This window comes from Ferrigenium kumadai, from assembly GCF_018324385.1.
Taxonomy (GTDB): Bacteria; Pseudomonadota; Gammaproteobacteria; order Burkholderiales; family Gallionellaceae; genus Gallionella; species Gallionella kumadai.
On the sequence record NZ_AP019536.1, the window covers coordinates 940,615 to 957,625 of the forward strand.

Here is a 17,011-nt window from a genome sequence, read left to right on the forward strand (position 1 = left end):
CCCCGCGCAGGCGGCATGTCCAACCACTGAAAGGCGCAGCGTGTTCAATCTCTTCGGCGAAAAGCCCGACCATCCCATGTACGACCTCGACGAAGCCCGTCGGCTGCTTGCCGAGCTGCCACAGGACGAGCCGCACAAGGCGCTCGACGACGTCACCTTCTGGCTGGAGTCGATCAGGGACGCCGCCGGTTTCCCCGCCGAGTTGCGCGCCGCCATCGTCATGCTGGTGGATGAGACCATGCTGACGCTCTACACCGAGCAACTCCGGCAGTACCTCGCCGCACCGCACCTGCAGGACTTCCAGGGGCTGCACCTGTGGCAGGGCATCCACGCCTACGCCAAGGCGCTGGCCGAAGCCTATGGCGCGAACATGCGCGAATATCAACAGGCCGAAAAGAAACCGGTGGAGCTGAGGGAGCAGATGCCGCTGCTCTGCGTGCGCCTGATGCGCGCCGCCGCCGAGCAGATGAAACTGGAACTGATGCGCTATGTCGACGTCGAGCCGTCGGTCTGGCAACTGCTGGGCGACTGCCAGCGCTTCGCCGAGGCCGAGCAGTGTACCGGGAGCATGGTGCACGCCTATCCCGGCCACGTCATCCACACCAGCCCGCAGCGCGAACTGCTGCGCGCGCTGGTGCTGTATACCTCATCGCCGGGGACGCTGGCGGCGGACCAGATCGAGGTCGCTTACCGCATCGCCGGGCGCATGGTCAGCTTTTTCGACCTCAAGACGGAACCCGCTGCCGAGTGCCCCTACCGCATCGATCTCGGCGTACCGCTTCCGCCACAGCACGCCGAGTCCGGGCCTCCGCCCACGGCGGACACGCGCTGGTTCGGCGCGGTGCGCGCGAAGCCCGCGGTGGACAAGATCATCGACCAGAACGAGAGCGACCCGGCGTGGCAGGAGCGGCGCTTCGGCAGCGAATTCACCCCGGGCGGCAAACTCACCGTGCTCAAGCACCTGAGCAGCTACTGGGCGCAGCAACCGCCGCACCGCCATCTGGATCGCCGCGGCATCAGCGTCCCCATCGAAGTGGCGCACGGCTTCCGTGTCGTCAGCCAGGTGGTGACGCGCATCGACCTCGATACCAGGACCAGTCTCGACAACGACGAAGAGGCCGCGGCGCGCGAACGCGCGAAGGTCAGACTCGCCGCAACGGAAGACATCAAGTACACCACCGAGGCCTGGAGCGTCACCGACGCCAGCGCAGATGGCCTCGGCGCGACACTGTCCAGGAGCGCGGGCGCCTGGGCCAAGATCGGCGACCTGTGCGGCCTCAAGCCGCAGAACGGCCCGCTGTGGTGGGTCGCCGCGATCCGCCGCCTGCACACCGACGACAAGGGTACGGTGCATGTCGGCCTCGACGTGCTCGCGAAGAAACCGCTGTCGGTTTGGCTGCGCGCGCTGGGCAAGGGCGCGGAAAAAGCCTCCAACTGGGAGACCAGCTCCGGCTCGTTCGAATACACCTATCTGCCCGCCATCCTGCTGCCCGACGCGCAGAACACCTACCAGCACGCCACCATGCTGATGGAATCGGGCAGCTACGTGAACGGCAACATCTACCAGGCGCTGATGGGAGAGAAGAGTCGCGATATCAAACTCACCAGTTTGATCGCGGAGGGGGAGGATTATGAGCAGGTGGGGTTTGAGTGGTTGGGTGGGAATGCCTAGCTTTGCTCCGTCATTCCCGCGGAAGCGGGAATCCAGTGATTGAAAATCCCCGCGTGGCGGGACAACTTCGGGGCTTGCGCGGATTGCGGAAACAGTACAGGTGCTCCTTCCTGCAGGAAATCTTCCCGAGCGGAGATGTGCCTTTAATTTAAGGGCTGAGGTTTTGAGAGGGCTGTGAAAAGTGATAGGGCAAAATGCATATGCATTTTTTCACATGGATAAGTTAAGGGGTGGATGGTAGATTGCGTGGGATTTTTTGGAGAGTCTCCGTGTTGCTTGGACGGGGTAAATAAGTTGGGGAACTTGACGAAATATACCTAGGTCGGTATGGTGTACAAATTGAGTATTGAACATGATGCCCAAAATGACCTGGCACTTATGGTTGAACAGGGCGGGCAAAGCAGGAAATTTGCAGCAATTCTTCTGGCCTTCTTGCAACAATTGAAAGCGGATCAAAGTTTGCTTGGCGAGTTGCTAACTCATGAGTATGAAAACAAGAGTTTTAATGTTAGCCGCTTTCAAAGTATCTGGCGTGATCGTGATGTGTGGCGGCTGAAAACGTTTGAGTGGGACATATCTCAAACTAACAAGACGGTTATTCCATATCGAATCATCTATGCATACGACTCAAAATGCACAGCTTTTCGCGTTCTAGCTATAGTTTATCGGCGTCATAACGACCCTAGGAGTTACGATTATGAACACGACCATCCAATTACCCAGCGAATTCTTAAGGCATACAACGAGCTCGGGCTTCCTGTATTCAAATCCCATTACGTCGGGAAGTATAAACACTAAGGCAACTACGAATTGCGCTGGATTATTTTTTGTAATCCCTCAGGTTGGGCAGCAACAAAATAAATCCAAAGACATTGACGATCTCATTGGTGAGTTACTGGCTCAGAATGAGGCATTGGATTCTGACTTGCAAAGTGCTCGAAAAGTGGTTGCTGATGTTTTATATGAAGATCAGCCTGACTCACTAAAAGTGTTGCGACTTCGTGCCGGGTATTCGCAGGCTCAACTGGCTGAGAAAGTTGGCATGAAGCAGCCCAATATCTGTGAATTCGAGGCTGGGAAACGAAAGCCAAGTGCGGATACGTTAAAGCGACTGTCGGATGTTCTTGGGATTACAGCTGATGTGATTTTGAGATCAATAAACAAAACGGAGTAACGGCACCATGGATCGCTATTTACACACCATTTACTGCGATGATATTCGGCTGGAAGTCGGGAATAAACAGTCTTTAATGGGGCTATATGCTAGTGATTTGTTTGTTCACGAATTTCCTGCCACATTGCCTAAGTTGTGTATTGTCGTAATCTTGGTTACCCCTATTGATAACCCTTTGAGAAAATTAACTGTAAAGGTTACCAAGGACGGTGAATCGTTAATTGAAGCACCTATGACCGAAGAGCAGTTAAATCAGCCTCAGTCAGAGATTATCGAAAATGGAGATAAAGGTAATCCTGATCGGCGAATTGCTATGAACCTCACCTTCATGCTTACACCATTTTCTGTTGAAAAAGAGTGTGTCTTGCGAGTTCTGGCTGAAACCGAAAGTGGTGAATTGAGGGGTAATGCCCTTAGAATCAAAATTGGCGAAGCACCACAGATTTCTTAAGTTAGGGCTAAATCAATTAACAGCTTCCAGCGCCCAGACTTATCTCTCTTTGGGCGCGCCAGTGTGCAAGTCGAGCGGCGGCGGGATTTGGCTTCGGCCGTCCTTGCGGACTTAACTTGCTGCGCAAGTTAGCCTACGCCGCAACAAGCCTGCTGCGCAGGCGTGTTGTGAACCCAAGGGGGTTCAATCCCTCCCCGCGCTCCAAGCAAAACAAAAGAGCCCACCCTTGCGGGTGAGCTCTTTTGTTTTGTTGGTGGAGGCGGGGGGAATTGAACCCCCGTCCGCAAGCCCTCTACAGATAGTTCTACATACTTAGTCTGGTTGTTTGATTTGATCCGTTTGACGCCAACCGACAGGCTGCAACCGGACGAGTCACCTTAGTTTTAGCTTCGAACAAAGTGACCCTGTTCGACACGATCCCATGTTAGGACCTCGCTCATCTCAGCCTTGCGGCTTCGAGCCTCCCCATGGGAGAGAAGGTGCGAGGTCTAGCTGACTAAGCAGCTAAAGCGTAAGTTTCGTCGTTTGCGACTAGTTTTTTCCAGCTGATTTACGAGGTGGCGGGTCCTCGGTATGCCCTACGCTGCTTTGCAACCCACGTCGAAGCCAAGTCGCCCCCGGTGTGTTTTACAACCTGCTGCACAAGCGATTCATGCAGCCGTGCCGAATTGTAGCACGCTGAGTCAGAGTTCCAGATAGCGGATTAGTTCCTGCGGGTTGTCCACGCTGCCTTTGGCCTGCCAGTTATCGACCGAGGCGTCGCTGCCGACGTAGCCGTAGTTGGCAATGATGCCGGGCATGTTGGCGGCGTTGGCGGCCTGCATGTCGCGCAGGTCGTCGCCGAGGTAGAGGCAGTGCGCGGGATCGGCGCCGGCCAGTTCGCAGGCGTGGATCAGGGGGGCGGGGTGGGGCTTGGAATACTCGCAGGTGTCGCCGCTGACCAGGCAGGCGGCGCGGTCAGCGTAGCCCAAGGCCTGCATCAGGGGCAGGGTGTAGCGGTGCGGCTTGTTGGTGACGATGCACCACTTGATGCCGCGGCTTTCGAGTTCGTTCACCAGTTCGGCCATGCCGGGGAACAACCTCGTGTGGGCGCTGATGTGCTGCTCGTAGTGTTCGAGGAAGATGTCCCTGAGCGCGTCGTAGCCGGGCGCGTCCGGGTCGATGCCGAAGCCGAGCTTGAGCAGGCCGCGCGAGCCGTGCGAGGCCTGCGGGCGGATCGTCTTCAGCGACAGCGGCGGCAGGCCGCACGTGGCGCGGGTGTGGTTCAGCGCGGCGGCGAGGTCGGGCGCGGTGTCGGCGAAGGTGCCGTCGAGGTCGAAAAGGACAGCTTGGATCACAACGGCTTACTCAGGGTCTTTGCGGCAGGCGATCATGTAGTTCACGTTGGTATCGCGGCCCAAAGAGTAAACCTTGCTGAACGGGTCGTAGCTCATGCCGATGAGGTCGCTCACGGTGAGGTCGGCGTTGCGGCACCATTGGGCGAGTTCGGAAGGCTTGATGAATCTCGCGAAGTCGTGCGTGCCGCGCGGCAGCAGGTTGAGGATGTATTCCGCGCCGAGCACGGCGTACAGGTAGGACTTCGGGTTGCGGTTGAGGGTGGAGAAGAACACCCAGCCGCCGGGCTTGGCCAGTTTGGCGCAGGCGGCGACCACGCTCTGCGGGTCGGGCACGTGTTCGAGCATCTCCAGACAGGTGACCACGTCGTAGTGGCCGGGCTGCTCTTCCGCGAGGTCTTCCACGGCGATCTTGCGGTAGTTGACCTGGCGGCCGCTCTCCAGCAGGTGCAGCTTGGCGACCTTGAGCGACTTGTCGGCGAGGTCGATGCCGGTGACGTCGGCGTTCAGCGCGGCCATGCCCTCGGACAGGATGCCGCCGCCGCAGCCCACGTCCAGCACGGTCTTGCCGGCGATCTTGGCGTGGCGGTCGACGTAGCCGAGGCGCAGCGGGTTGATGTCGTGCAGGGGCTTGAACTCGCTGTTCGGGTCCCACCACTTGTGGGCCAGTTGCGAGAATTTTTCCAGTTCGATGGGGTCGGCGTTGGTCATGGCGGGTGCCTTGTCAGAGAGGGGGCAACTTTATCAAAACTCGCCTGTTTTGGCTAAACATTCCGCCCCGGCTCCGGGGTGTCCCGGAGGTTCCTTCGGGGTGTCCCGCTGTGCTAAGATGCGCGCTTTGGTTTTATAGCGTCAGCAGCTAATTATCAGGGTAATTCATGGAACAACAATTCGCCAAAGAAACACTTCCGGTCAGCCTTGAAGAAGAGATGCGCAAGTCCTACCTGGACTATGCGATGAGCGTTATCGTGGGACGCGCGCTGCCTGATGTGCGCGACGGCCTGAAGCCGGTGCACCGCCGCGTACTGTTTGCGATGCACGAGCTGTCGAACGACTGGAACCGCGCCTACAAAAAGTCGGCGCGTATCGTCGGCGACGTGATCGGTAAGTACCACCCGCACGGCGATACGGCGGTGTACGACACCATCGTCCGCATGGCCCAGGATTTCTCGCTGCGCTACACGCTGGTCGACGGACAGGGCAACTTCGGCTCGGTGGACGGCGACAACGCGGCGGCGATGCGTTACACCGAGATCCGCATGGCGCGCATCGCGCACGATCTGCTGTCCGACCTGGACAAGGAGACGGTGGATTTCGGGCCGAACTACGACGGTTCCGAACAAGAGCCGCTGGTCTTCCCGGCGCGCTTCCCCAACCTGCTGGTGAACGGTTCTTCCGGTATCGCGGTGGGTATGGCGACCAACATCCCGCCGCACAACATGAGTGAAGTGGTGGATGCCTGCATGGCGCTGCTGAAAAATCCGGACATGGACATCGAGCAGCTGATCGAGCTGGTGCCTGCCCCCGACTTCCCGACCGCGGGCTTCATCTACGGACTGGCCGGCGTGAAGGAAGGCTACCGCACCGGCCGCGGTCGCGTGATCATGCGCGGACGGACCCACTTCGAGGATATCGGCAAGGGCGACCGCCAGGCGATCATCATCGACGAGCTGCCGTACCAGGTGAACAAGGCGAACCTGCTGATCAAGATCGGCGAGCTGGTGCGCGAGAAGAAGATCGAGGGCATCACCGAGATCCGCGACGAGTCGGACAAGTCCGGCATGCGCGCGGTGATCGAGCTGCGCCGCGGCGAGATGCCGGAAGTCGTGCTCAACCATCTCTACAAACAGACCCAGTTGCAGGACAGCTTCGGCATCAACATGGTCGCGATTGTCGATGGCCAGCCCAAGCTGCTGAACCTCAAGGAAGTGATCGACGCGTTCCTGCGCCATCGCCGCGAAGTCGTCACGCGCCGCACCATATTCGAACTGCGCAAGGCGCGCGAGCGCGGCCATATCCTGGAAGGCCTGGCAGTCGCGCTGTCCAACGTGGACGAGATCATCGCGCTGATCAAGGCGGCGCCGACGCCGCCAGATGCGAAGCGCGAGCTGATGGGACGCGCATGGCGCTCGTCGCTGGTCGAGGACATGCTCTCCCGCGTGAGCGACGCCTCTCGCCCAGAAGGTCTGGCGCCGGAGTTCGGGCTGGCGAAGGGCAAGGGCTACCATCTTTCCGACGCGCAGGCTCAGGCCATTCTCGAATTGCGCCTGCAGCGCCTGACCGGCCTGGAGCAGGACAAGATCGTCGGCGAATACCGCGAGGTGATGGACAAGATCACCGACCTGCTCGACATCCTGGCGAAGCCGGAACGCGTGACGCAGATCATCGGCGAGGAGTTGGCGGCGGTGAAGGCGCAGTTCGGCGACAAGCGCCGCAGCGAGATCATCACGCACACGCAAGAGATGAGCATGGAAGACCTGATCGCGCCCGAAGACGTGGTGGTCACGCTGTCGCACGGCGGCTACATGAAGGCGCAGAAGCTCGACGAGTACAGCGCGCAGAAGCGAGGCGGACGCGGCAAGCAGGCGACGGCGACCAAGGAAGACGATTTCATCGACAACCTGTTCATCGCCAACACGCACGATTACATCCTGTGCTTCTCCAACCGCGGTCGCGCATACTGGCTGAAGGTCTACGAAGTGCCGCAGGGCAGCCGCATCTCGCGCGGCAAGCCTATCGTCAACCTGTTGCCGCTGGAGGAGGGCGAGAAGATCAACGCCATCCTGCCGGTGAAGGAGTTCAGCGAGGACAAGTTCGTGTTCTTCGCGACCGCCGAGGGCACGGTGAAGAAGACTTCTCTGTCCCAGTTCTCCAACCCGCGCAAGGCCGGCATCATCGCCATCGCGCTGGACGAGGGCGACTTCCTGATCGGCGTGGCGATCACCGACGGCAAGCACGACGTGATGCTGTTCTCCGACGAGGGCAAGGCGGTGCGCTTCGACGAGAACGACGTGCGCGCGCTGGGCCGCGATACGCGCGGCGTGCGCGGCATGAACCTGGCCAAGGGCGGCAAGGTGATCTCGATGCTGGTGGCCGAGAACGAAGAACAGTCCGTGCTGACCGCGACCGAGAACGGTTACGGCAAGCGTACCCCGATCACCGAGTACACGCGCCACGGCCGCGGCACGCAGGGCATGATCGCGATCCAGACCTCGGAGCGCAACGGCAAGGTGGTTGCCGCGACGCTGGTGCAGCCCGAGGACGAGATCATGCTGATCGGCACCAACGGCGTGCTGATCCGCACCCGCGTCAAGGAGATCCGCGAGATGAGCCGCGCGACCCAGGGCGTGACGCTGATGAATCTGGACAAGGGCGACAAGCTGGCCGGCCTGAGCCGCGTCGCCGAGCCGGAAGAAGAATCTGACTTGCCGGAGTAAGCAACATGACCATTTACAACTTCAGCGCAGGCCCCGCGGTATTGCCGAAAGAGGTGTTGCAGCAGGCCCAGGCGGAATTGCTCGACTGGCACGGCAGCGGCATGTCGGTGATGGAGATGTCGCACCGTGGCAAGGAATACATGGGCATCCACGCCCAGGCCGAGGCCGACCTGCGCGAGCTGATGGGCATCCCCAGGAACTACAAGGTGCTGTTCCTGCAGGGCGGCGCGCACCTGCAGTTCTCGATGATCCCGCTGAACCTGCTCGCTGGCCGTGCTTCCGCCGATTACGTGAACACCGGTATCTGGTCGAAGAAGGCCATCGACGAGGCGAAGAAGTTCTGCCACGTGAACGAGGCTGCCAGCGGCGCCGACAGGAAATTCACTTACGTTCCGGAGTTCAAGTCCTGGAAGCTGGACAAGGATGCGGCCTATGTCCACTACACGCCGAACGAGACCATCGATGGCGTGGAGTTCGGCTGGGTGCCTGACACCGGGGACGTGCCGCTGGTGGCGGATATGTCGTCCAACATCCTGTCGCGTCCCTATGACGTGTCGAAGTTCGGCCTGATCTATGCCGGTGCACAGAAGAATATCGGCCCGGCCGGCGTGACGCTGGTGATCGTGCGCGACGACCTGGTCGGCCATGCCGATCCGCGCCTGCCGACCATGCTGAACTACAAGACGCATGCCGATGCCGATTCGATGTACAACACGCCGCCGACCTACGGCATCTACATGTCCGGTCTGGTGTTCCAGTGGCTGAAGAAGAACGGCGGCGTCGCGGCGATGGAGAAGACCAATATCGCCAAGGCGAAGTTGTTGTACGACGCCATCGACGCCAGCGGCGGTTTCTATGTGTGCCCGGTGGCGAAAGCCGACCGCTCGCGCATGAACGTCCCGTTCAAGACCGCAGATGCAGCGACCGATGCGGAGTTCCTCAAGCAGGCGGAAGCCCGCGGCATGCTGCAGCTCAAGGGGCACAAGCTCGCGGGCGGCATGCGGGCCTCCATCTATAACGCCATGCCCATGGCGGGCGTGCAGGCACTGGCGGATTTCATGGTCGAGTTCGCGCAGCGCAAAGGTTGAATCGTCCATGTCCCATGAACTGAAAAAATACCGCGAGCAGATCGACAGCATCGACGACGAGCTGCTCAAGCTGTTCAACCGGCGCGCCGCGCTGGCGCAGCAGATCGGTCACACCAAGGGCGATGGCCCGGTGCTGCGCCCCGAGCGCGAGGCGCAGGTGCTGCAGCGTTTGCAGGAGCAGAACGCCGGGCCGCTGGGCAATGCCGCCGTGGCGCAGCTGTTCACCGAAGTGATGTCGCAGTGCCGCGCGCTGGAAGCGCCGCTGACTATCGCCTACCTCGGCCCGCAGGGGACGTTCACCGAGGCGGCTGCGCTGAAGCGTTTCGGCAGCGCGATCCAGGGGCAGCCGTCCGCGACCATCGACGACGTGTTCCACGCCGTGGAGAGCGGCGCGGCGCATTACGGCGTCGTGCCGGTGGAGAATTCCACCGAAGGCGCGGTGGGGCGCACGCTCGACCTGCTGTTGAACAGCAACCTGAAGATCTGCGGCGAGGTGATGCTGCAGGTGCACCAGTGCGTGATGTCGAACGAGAACGACCTGTCGCTGATCCGCAAGGTCTATTCGCATCCGCAGTCGTTCGGTCAATGCCAGGGCTGGCTGAACACGCACCTGCCGCATGCCGAACGCATCACCGCTTCCAGCAATGCCGATGCGGCGCGTCTGGCGGCGGAAGAGTCGTTCGCGGCGGCGATCGGCGGCGCGCAGGCGGCGGAGCATTTCAAGCTCAAGGTGCTGGCGCACAACATCGAGGACGATGCGCGCAACACCACGCGCTTCCTGGTGCTGGGCAACCAGCAGGTGGCACCGTCCGGCGGCGACAAGACCTCGCTGGTGTTGTCGGCCGCGAACCGTCCCGGAGCGGTGCATGATCTGCTGGTGCCGCTGGCCAAGCACGGCGTGTCGATGACCAAACTGGAGTCGCGCCCGGCGCGTTCCGGCCTGTGGGAGTACGTCTTCTACATGGACATCGAAGGCCACCAGCAGGAGGCCCGCATCGCCGCGGCGCTGGAGGAACTGAAGCAGGCCGCCGCATTCGTTAAAATTTTGGGTTCATATCCGGTCGCCGTGTAGGCGATCTTCTTGGAGTTATCGATGGCATTACCACAGCTGTGTTGGGACGTGAAGTTCCTCAAAGACAATCCTACCTTGCAGGACGAGAATTACGGCATCCCCGCCGAGTTGAAGAAGATCAACTATCCGATCCGCCTGGTGCGCTACTGGTTCATGTACCACTTCCTGCGCGAGGATGCCGCGCGCAAGGGTGCGCTGGACGTGTGCGAGATCGGCGTGGATGTCGGTCAGATGCTGGGCTTCATGCATGCCGCGGCGGAACACGGTGGCGAGAAGGTGCCGCTGGCGAGCTGGGATGCGGTGGATGCGTTGATCCGCGAGGACATCCTGAAGCGGGCCGGCTACAACCATTTCTATGAAGTGGACCTGGAAAGCCCGGAGTTCAAGCTGGACGAAGGCAAGCAGTACGACGCCATGATTCTGCTGCATGTGCTGGAGCACCTGTTCAAGCCGGAAGACCTGATCACCAAGCTGGTGCCGCACCTCAAGCCGGGCGGCATGCTGATCGGCGGCTTCCCCTCGCTGCCCGAGTCGATGGCGCAGTCGCGTGAGGACAAGATCCGTCCCGGCGCGCGCAAGTACGGCCACGTCAGCGTGTTCTCGCCCAAGCGCGTGCGTGACATGGCGGCGGCCAACGGCTTGGAAGTCGAGATCCTGACCGGCGCGTTCTTCATCCGCAAGAAGGGATTCTTCCTGGAGAACTACAAGTGGTGGATGCGCCTCAATCTGTGGTTCGGCGCGATGTTCCCCGGCTGGCCCGGCGAGACCTACTGGGTCCTGCGCAAGCCGGCATGAGAACCCTCTCGAACCGCTCGCTACGGTTCTTGGCGGTTCGGAGATGATGTAGTAACCAAATGATTGTTGAGTTGAAATGAATTACGCAGAACTGGCACCACCTTACATCCGCGCCATCGCACCTTACCAGCCGGGCAAGCCGATCTCCGAACTGGAGCGCGAACTGGGCATCACCGGCATCGTGAAGCTGGCGTCTAACGAGAACCCGCTGGGCTGCAGCCCAAAGGCTGTGGCTGCGATGCACGAGGCGATCAAGACCATCGCCCTGTATCCGGACGGCAACGGTTTCGAGTTGAAGGATGCGCTGGTGCAGCGCTACGGCGTGGCGCACAACCAGGTCGTGCTGGGCAACGGTTCGAACGACATGCTGGAACTGGCCGCGCGCGCCTTCCTGACCGTGGGCGACAAGGCGGTGTATTCGGCTCACGCATTCGCGGTGTATCCGCTGGCGGTTCAGGAAGTGGGCGCGACGGGTGTCAGCGTGCCGGCGGTCGATTTCGGTCACGACCTGAAGGCGATGCTGAAGGCCGCGGTCGAGAACAAGGCCAAGCTGGTATTCATCGCCAACCCGAACAACCCGACCGGCACCTTCCTGAGTCCGGCGGATTTGCTGGAGTTCCTGCGCGCGCTGCCGCCGCAGATCCTGGTGGTGCTGGACGAGGCATATAACGAATACCTCCCCGAAGAGTGCCGTTACGATTCCGTTGCGTGGCTGAAGGAGTTCCCCAACCTGATCGTCTCCCGCACTTTCTCCAAGGCCTATGGGCTGGCGGGGCTGCGCGTGGGTTATGCCTTCGGGAATGCGCAGGTGGTGGACATGATGAACCGCGTGCGCCAGCCGTTCAACGTCAACAGCATCGCGCAGGCCGCCGCCGTCGCGGCGCTGGCAGACGAGGACTTCGTGCGCAAGACCAACGAACTCAACCGGCGCGGCATGGTGCAGGTCACCGAGGGCCTGGCCAAGCTGGGGCTGGAATACATCCCGTCGTTCGGCAACTTCGTGGCGTTCCGCATCGGCGGGGCGACGGCGCGTTACCGACGCTTGCTCGAACTGGGCGTGATCGTGCGCCCGATATCGAACTACGACATGCCGGACTGGTTGCGCGTGAGCATCGGTCTGGAAACGGAAAATGAGAAATTTCTGTCTGCGCTGAAGCAGGCACTTGGAGAGCAAGAATGATTATCGTGATGGGTAGGGAAGTCACCGACGAACAGATCGGTGCGGTGGTAAAGAAACTTGAAACGGCCGGCCTGAAGGCCAACATCTCGCGCGGCATCGAGCGCACCGTGATCGGCGCCATCGGCGACGAGCGCCAATTGAGCGAAGAGATGTTCACGCCGCTGCCCGGCGTGGAATCGGCGATGCACATCGCCAAGCAGTACAAGATCGTGTCGCGCGAATCTCACCGCGAGAACACCGTGATCGACATCGCGGGCGTGCCGCTGGGCGGCAAGCAGATCCAGATCATCGCCGGCCCCTGCTCGGTCGAGACGCAGGAGCAGATGGACCTGTCGGCGAAGTACGTGCATGAGGCGGGCTGCCGCCTGATGCGCGGCGGCGCGTTCAAGCCTCGCACCAGTCCGTATGCCTTCCAGGGCCACGGCGCCGAAGGTCTGGACATGTTCCGCAAGGCAGCGGGCCAATACAAGCTGCCCATCGTCACCGAACTGATGGATGCGCGTCAGCTGGACACCTTCCTCGAGTATGACGTGGACGTGATCCAGATCGGCACGCGCAACATGCAGAACTTCGACCTGCTGAAGGAAGTCGGCCGCTGCAACAAGCCGGTCATCCTGAAGCGCGGCATGTCGGCGACCATCTCCGAATGGCTGATGGCGGCGGAATACATCGCGGCGGGCGGCAACCACAACATCATCTTCTGCGAACGCGGCATCCGCACCTTCGAGACCTACTACCGCAACGTGCTGGACGTGACCGCCATCCCCGTGCTGAAAAAGGAGACCCACCTGCCGGTGATCGTCGACCCTTCGCACGCGGGCGGCAAGGCATGGATGGTGGCTGCATTGTCCCAGGCCGCGGTCGCCGCGGGCGCGGACGGCCTGCTGATCGAGATGCACCCGAATCCCTGCGAGGCGTGGTGCGACGCCGACCAGGCATTGACCCCGCAGGAACTGAAGAACCTGATGGGCACGCTGGGCGGCATTGCCCAGGCGATCGGGCGTACGCTGTAAATCCCGGTTGCGGCTGCGCGATGCAATCGCTGGTCTGTCCTGGAGGTGCGTCACTGGCCTCCGGGATGGCCGAAGGGGGCGCCGGTGTGGCGATCATCTCCTCAACAACTGCGGGCTCCCTGCGTAGACACGTCGGCGGCAAACGCTTATTCGAGCCTAACAGTTATCACAATGCTGTCCGTGTAGTTGCCGGTACGTGTGGACTGCTGATTGGCCAGGATACGGCCGTAGATGTCATACGAGATAACAGTGGTAGTACCGATTTCGATTAGTGAGGGGTTGTTCACGTGGGAGGTACCACCGGTGCCGTTACCCCAAATAGTAGTACGCGCTTCATCCATGTAGAGATTGTAGTTGAGCGTATTGCCGCCGCTACTCATTTTCCGCGGGGAGTAACTGCCGCTCCCGCCAGTGCTCAAATCCACGGTGTAAGTGCCGAGCAGACTGAGTAATCCCACCGTGCATGAGACCGTGAATCTGCCAGCGGCATCCTGTGAGTTGCCTGGAAGCGGGTCGTAAACACCGAATGCAACGCTCGAATTGATGGCAATCGAGCACGAACAGCCGAGACACACTGCCGATGCCGGCAGCGGCAGCAACAAGAGCAGGGCGGCGAGCAGTCTATTCTTCATGGCATCCTCCCATAGCAAGAGCAATTCATCATGGCAGCACTCCCTCGCAGGTGTATTTGCCCAGATCGGCTAGAGGCGGGCTGTCGGGCGGCAGCTTGATGTTGATCTGGCATCCTTTACCTTTCCAATTTACCAGGAGTTCGTTGGATTCGGACAGATCTGGCAGGAACACCTCTCCGCGTTGGCCGATGGGATATTCTTCTTCATGGTCCAGCATCATCACCGTCGCCCCGGACGGGATGAATGAGCCGTCTTCCAGCACGATGACCAGCGTACCGCCGCGGGTCTTCTTGATCGGGAATTCGGCAACAGTGCCGCTGCGCAGCGCCGGCGTGATCTGCAGTTCCAGTTGTTCGACCTGCGCCTCGATTGGCAGGTCTTCCTGTTCGATGCTGATGCGGTTCAACTGGTAAGGGCGCAGATGCGGGATCAGTGCCTGCCCCTTGCTGTCGGTGGTGCCGACGGGGCGATTTTCGTGATAGACACGCACGTCAGGGTAGCCCCCTGTGTCAACCACGGCAAAGCTGCCGTCGATGCGGCGGCTGGCGAAGGTCGATCCGCCCAGGAACGCAATCCCGCCGCTGGCGCCCAGCCTTGTAGTGGAGTCGTTGGGAGTCTGAGATGCGCCCGCGGTGTAGGTGCCGTGATCGGTCTGCCACGAACCGTTGGCTTCCTCGCGCCGGCTGAGGCCTTCCTGCGCCAGCACGCGGTAGCCGAAACCGGCTCCTTCCGGCAGGTTCTTCTGGACTTGCAGCGTGCGGTCGTTGCCTGCATTCTGCCGGTTGTACTGGGCGCTGGCCGATGTGCGGTCGCCGAAAGAGTAGCTGATGTTGAAGCCGATGGTGCGGTTGCTGCTGGCTCCGCTTGCGCTGCGGGTCGCATACAGCAGCAGGTAGAACTCCCGGAACAGGTTGCGGCTGTAGTTGACGGACCAGATGCGATTGCCGGGCTGTCCCCAGTATTGCTGGTTGACGTGATTGAGCGACAGCGAGCCGCCCTGCTCGCCGAGGGGGAAGCCCAGGCGCAGGCTCTGCGTGCTGCGCGGCCGAACGTTGCCGGATACCCAGCTCAATTCGGTGAACCGGGGACTGCTGATCTGCTCCTGCACACTCCAGGAAAATTTCCGGCTGACCTGCTCTATGCCTGCCATGAACAATGCGCCGTTTCCGTCCGGGCTATGGCTAGCGGCGACCGCGGTCTGGGCGGTGCCGAAGCTCGGCCACAGGTAGACGCCGCCCATCCCGGCAGTCTGCTGACTGGCCAGGACTTCGGCCCTCAGCTCGCGGGTGAAACGGTTGCTGATGCCATAGCGGTGAGTGGCGGTGGTGAACGGTTTTCCGTAGCGATTGCTGAGCAGGCTGTAATCCTGGCGGTCAAAGCCGATCTCATAGGAATGATCGCTCAGTCCTTCGCGCAGCATGGAAGGGCTGGCGTAATAGGGCTGGCTGATGATCTGTTGACGCCCGAGCAAGTCCGTGACCACCAGTTGTACTTCCCCGGCGCCGGTGATGACCGGTACGTTGCTGATCTCGAACGGGCCGGACTGCACTGCTTGGCTGGTCCGTCGTGCGTTGTTGACATACACGTCCACTGTGGAAGGCAGGGCCGCGATGCCCGTTGCGCTGGGCTGGGGGAAAGTGACGAAACCCGGCTGGGTGTCGAAGTTGCTGCGCCACTGCAGGCCGCCGAAGCGTATCGCGCGGCCCCAGGTGCCGGCGCGGCTGATGTTGTCGCCCAGCTGGAAGCGCGATATGGATTCCGGATCGTCATGGGTCCAGGCGGTTTCCAGACGGGTGAAATTGTGCGGCGTGCCGCGGTTCCTCCACAGGACGGTGGTGGTGCCCACTCCCTGCTGGTTGAATACGCCTGCCTCCAGCTGGCCGTTGATGTTCTGGCTGTTGGTGCTTTGCTGGGTGAGCAGGTCGTAATTGAAAAAGCCGCCCGGGGAAACATGGGGTCTGCGTTGCAATCCCGCGGTCAGATTGAAACTGCTGGACTCGAAGGCTGAGGCCGGAATTTCCAGTTGAAGTTCCTGCGCCGCTTCGTCCAGTTGGTAATGCAGCCCCGGGATGGCGTCGAGCGGGTAATAGTTTTCGCCCTCATAGAGAATGGGTTCGACTGGGGGAATGCGCAGGCGCCAGTGCCTCAGGGCTTCGGCATTGGCGGCCAATCGTCCGTTACTGAGCGTGGCGATGTGCTCGCAGTCCAGCCGCGGGACGCCATTGATACGTATTGCCAGCAGCAGTTCGGCTTCACAGGTGTAATCAGCCTTCTTATTGGCGGCGGGAGGCGGAGTTGTCGCGGGTGTTGCCGCTGTCTGGGCGTAACCGACGCCGCCAGCCGCCAGATACAGCAGCGCCAGCGGTGCAAGGAAGTAGGGCGGCCTATGGCGCAACTTGGTCTTGTCCGGTCGGTTCCAATTCGACTTTGGCGGCAACCATTCCATCGTTGATGTGCGCAGTGAATTCGAGTTGCCGGCCATTCCATTCGATGTCGGGCTTCAGCTTGATCTGGCGCGACTGCCCAGCCAGCAGCACGAAACTGTGGGGCTGCCAATCCGCCAGCTGGCAGCCCCCTGCAGCTTCGCTCATTTTGATGTCTTTTACCTGGATGTGGTGGTTGCTCATGTTGTGGAGGGTGAGCAGCACTTCACCGTTGTCGTTGCGGCTGGCTTTCCAGTTCAACTGGTTCTTCTCGGTTTCTTTCGGCTGCACATAGACCGGCAGGTCAAGGCGCAGGGCGATGCGCAGGCCGGTGAATCCTTCCTTGGGGGGGGGCGGGACTTCGGTCAGCCGCAGTCGGTAAGCCAGTTCGGCCTTCAGATCTGTCTTCCGTTTCAGGCCTATGCGGATCACCTGTCGTTTTCCGGGCTTGAGCGTGAACATGGGTGGGTTGATAAGCAGGTCACTGCTGGGCGCATATACGTTGTTGCCATCCTGCTGGGTCCAGCGTACCAGCTCCGTTTGAATGACCTTCACCTCATTGCTTTCGTTTTGAAGGGTGAGCGCGATCGAGCGGTGGCGGGCGTCCAGCACCGCTCCAACAGGGGTGACACTGAGGCTGGTGGATCGGGCAGGGCTGGGCAGGCCCAACAGGCAGACGATGACGGCGATCAGGCTCTTATAACGCAATAGTCGTTTCATGTGGTCTCCTTGGTAGTGTG

14 protein-coding genes and 1 other RNA gene are annotated in these 17,011 nt (G+C 60.8%); 9 read left to right on the top strand and 6 right to left on the bottom strand.

Annotation, left to right across the window (positions count from 1 at the left end):
- Positions 1–40: 40 nt before the first annotated feature.
- The 3 genes from FGKAn22_RS04495 (at position 41) to FGKAn22_RS04505 (ending at position 3,297) form a co-directional block, all read left to right on the top strand.
- Positions 41–1,672, top strand: coding sequence for a hypothetical protein (locus FGKAn22_RS04495; RefSeq protein WP_212786786.1), 1,632 nt, complete (start codon positions 41–43; stop codon positions 1,670–1,672).
- Positions 1,673–2,369: 697 nt separating this feature from the next.
- Positions 2,370–2,846 (top strand): helix-turn-helix domain-containing protein, encoded by a 477-nt coding sequence (locus FGKAn22_RS04500; RefSeq protein ID WP_212786787.1) that lies wholly within the window; start codon positions 2,370–2,372, stop codon positions 2,844–2,846.
- 7 nt (positions 2,847–2,853) lie between these two features.
- Positions 2,854–3,297: a DUF6941 family protein gene (locus FGKAn22_RS04505; RefSeq protein ID WP_212786788.1), complete on the top strand. Its 444-nt coding sequence runs from the start codon at positions 2,854–2,856 to the stop codon at positions 3,295–3,297.
- A 251-nt stretch (positions 3,298–3,548) separates the two neighbouring features.
- On the opposite strand, the gene ssrA is transcribed toward FGKAn22_RS04505, so the two are convergent.
- The 3 genes from ssrA to ubiG all read right to left on the bottom strand — a co-directional run bounded on the left by ssrA (position 3,549) and on the right by ubiG (position 5,342).
- Positions 3,549–3,916: a transfer-messenger RNA gene (gene ssrA / locus FGKAn22_RS04510) on the bottom strand.
- 64 nt (positions 3,917–3,980) lie between these two features.
- Positions 3,981–4,634 (bottom strand): HAD-IA family hydrolase, encoded by a 654-nt coding sequence (locus tag FGKAn22_RS04515; RefSeq protein WP_212786789.1) that lies wholly within the window; start codon positions 4,632–4,634, stop codon positions 3,981–3,983.
- A 6-nt stretch (positions 4,635–4,640) separates the two neighbouring features.
- Positions 4,641–5,342: a bifunctional 2-polyprenyl-6-hydroxyphenol methylase/3-demethylubiquinol 3-O-methyltransferase UbiG gene (gene ubiG, locus FGKAn22_RS04520; RefSeq protein ID WP_212786790.1), complete on the bottom strand. Its 702-nt coding sequence runs from the start codon at positions 5,340–5,342 to the stop codon at positions 4,641–4,643.
- A gap of 167 nt (positions 5,343–5,509) precedes the next feature.
- On the opposite strand from ubiG, the gene gyrA reads away from it, so the two are divergent.
- From gyrA to aroF, 6 genes are all read left to right on the top strand, one after another.
- Positions 5,510–8,068, top strand: a complete 2,559-nt coding sequence (gene gyrA / locus FGKAn22_RS04525) for a DNA gyrase subunit A (protein WP_212786791.1) — start codon at positions 5,510–5,512, stop codon at positions 8,066–8,068.
- 5 nt (positions 8,069–8,073) lie between these two features.
- Positions 8,074–9,156, top strand: a complete 1,083-nt coding sequence (gene serC, locus FGKAn22_RS04530; protein ID WP_212786792.1) for a 3-phosphoserine/phosphohydroxythreonine transaminase — start codon at positions 8,074–8,076, stop codon at positions 9,154–9,156.
- A 7-nt stretch (positions 9,157–9,163) separates the two neighbouring features.
- Positions 9,164–10,228 carry a prephenate dehydratase gene (gene pheA / locus FGKAn22_RS04535; protein WP_212786793.1) on the top strand — a complete coding sequence of 355 codons (1,065 nt, stop codon included), beginning with the start codon at positions 9,164–9,166 and terminating at the stop codon, positions 10,226–10,228.
- Between the two features lie 21 nt (positions 10,229–10,249).
- Entirely contained in the window at positions 10,250–11,023 is a 774-nt protein-coding gene (locus FGKAn22_RS04540; protein ID WP_212786794.1) for a class I SAM-dependent methyltransferase, read from the top strand.
- A 76-nt stretch (positions 11,024–11,099) separates the two neighbouring features.
- A complete protein-coding gene (gene hisC / locus FGKAn22_RS04545; protein ID WP_212786795.1) occupies positions 11,100–12,203 on the top strand; it encodes a histidinol-phosphate transaminase in 1,104 nt (367 codons plus the stop codon).
- Positions 12,200–13,216, top strand: coding sequence for a 3-deoxy-7-phosphoheptulonate synthase (gene aroF / locus FGKAn22_RS04550; RefSeq protein WP_212786796.1), 1,017 nt, complete (start codon positions 12,200–12,202; stop codon positions 13,214–13,216). Before hisC ends, aroF begins: the two co-directional genes overlap by 4 nt.
- 146 nt (positions 13,217–13,362) lie before the next feature.
- Here aroF and FGKAn22_RS04555 read toward each other — a convergent pair whose 3' ends face one another.
- The 3 genes from FGKAn22_RS04555 to FGKAn22_RS04565 are packed head-to-tail and all read right to left on the bottom strand — an operon-like array spanning position 13,363 to position 16,991.
- On the bottom strand, positions 13,363–13,848 hold the full coding sequence (locus tag FGKAn22_RS04555; RefSeq protein WP_212786797.1) for a Csu type fimbrial protein: 486 nt from the start codon (positions 13,846–13,848) through the stop codon (positions 13,363–13,365).
- 28 nt (positions 13,849–13,876) lie between these two features.
- Positions 13,877–16,243, bottom strand: coding sequence for a fimbria/pilus outer membrane usher protein (locus FGKAn22_RS04560; protein WP_212786798.1), 2,367 nt, complete (start codon positions 16,241–16,243; stop codon positions 13,877–13,879).
- Positions 16,233–16,991 (bottom strand): fimbrial biogenesis chaperone, encoded by a 759-nt coding sequence (locus tag FGKAn22_RS04565; RefSeq protein ID WP_212786799.1) that lies wholly within the window; start codon positions 16,989–16,991, stop codon positions 16,233–16,235. The genes FGKAn22_RS04560 and FGKAn22_RS04565 overlap by 11 nt, the downstream gene beginning before the upstream one ends.
- Positions 16,992–17,011: the final 20 nt, after the last annotated feature.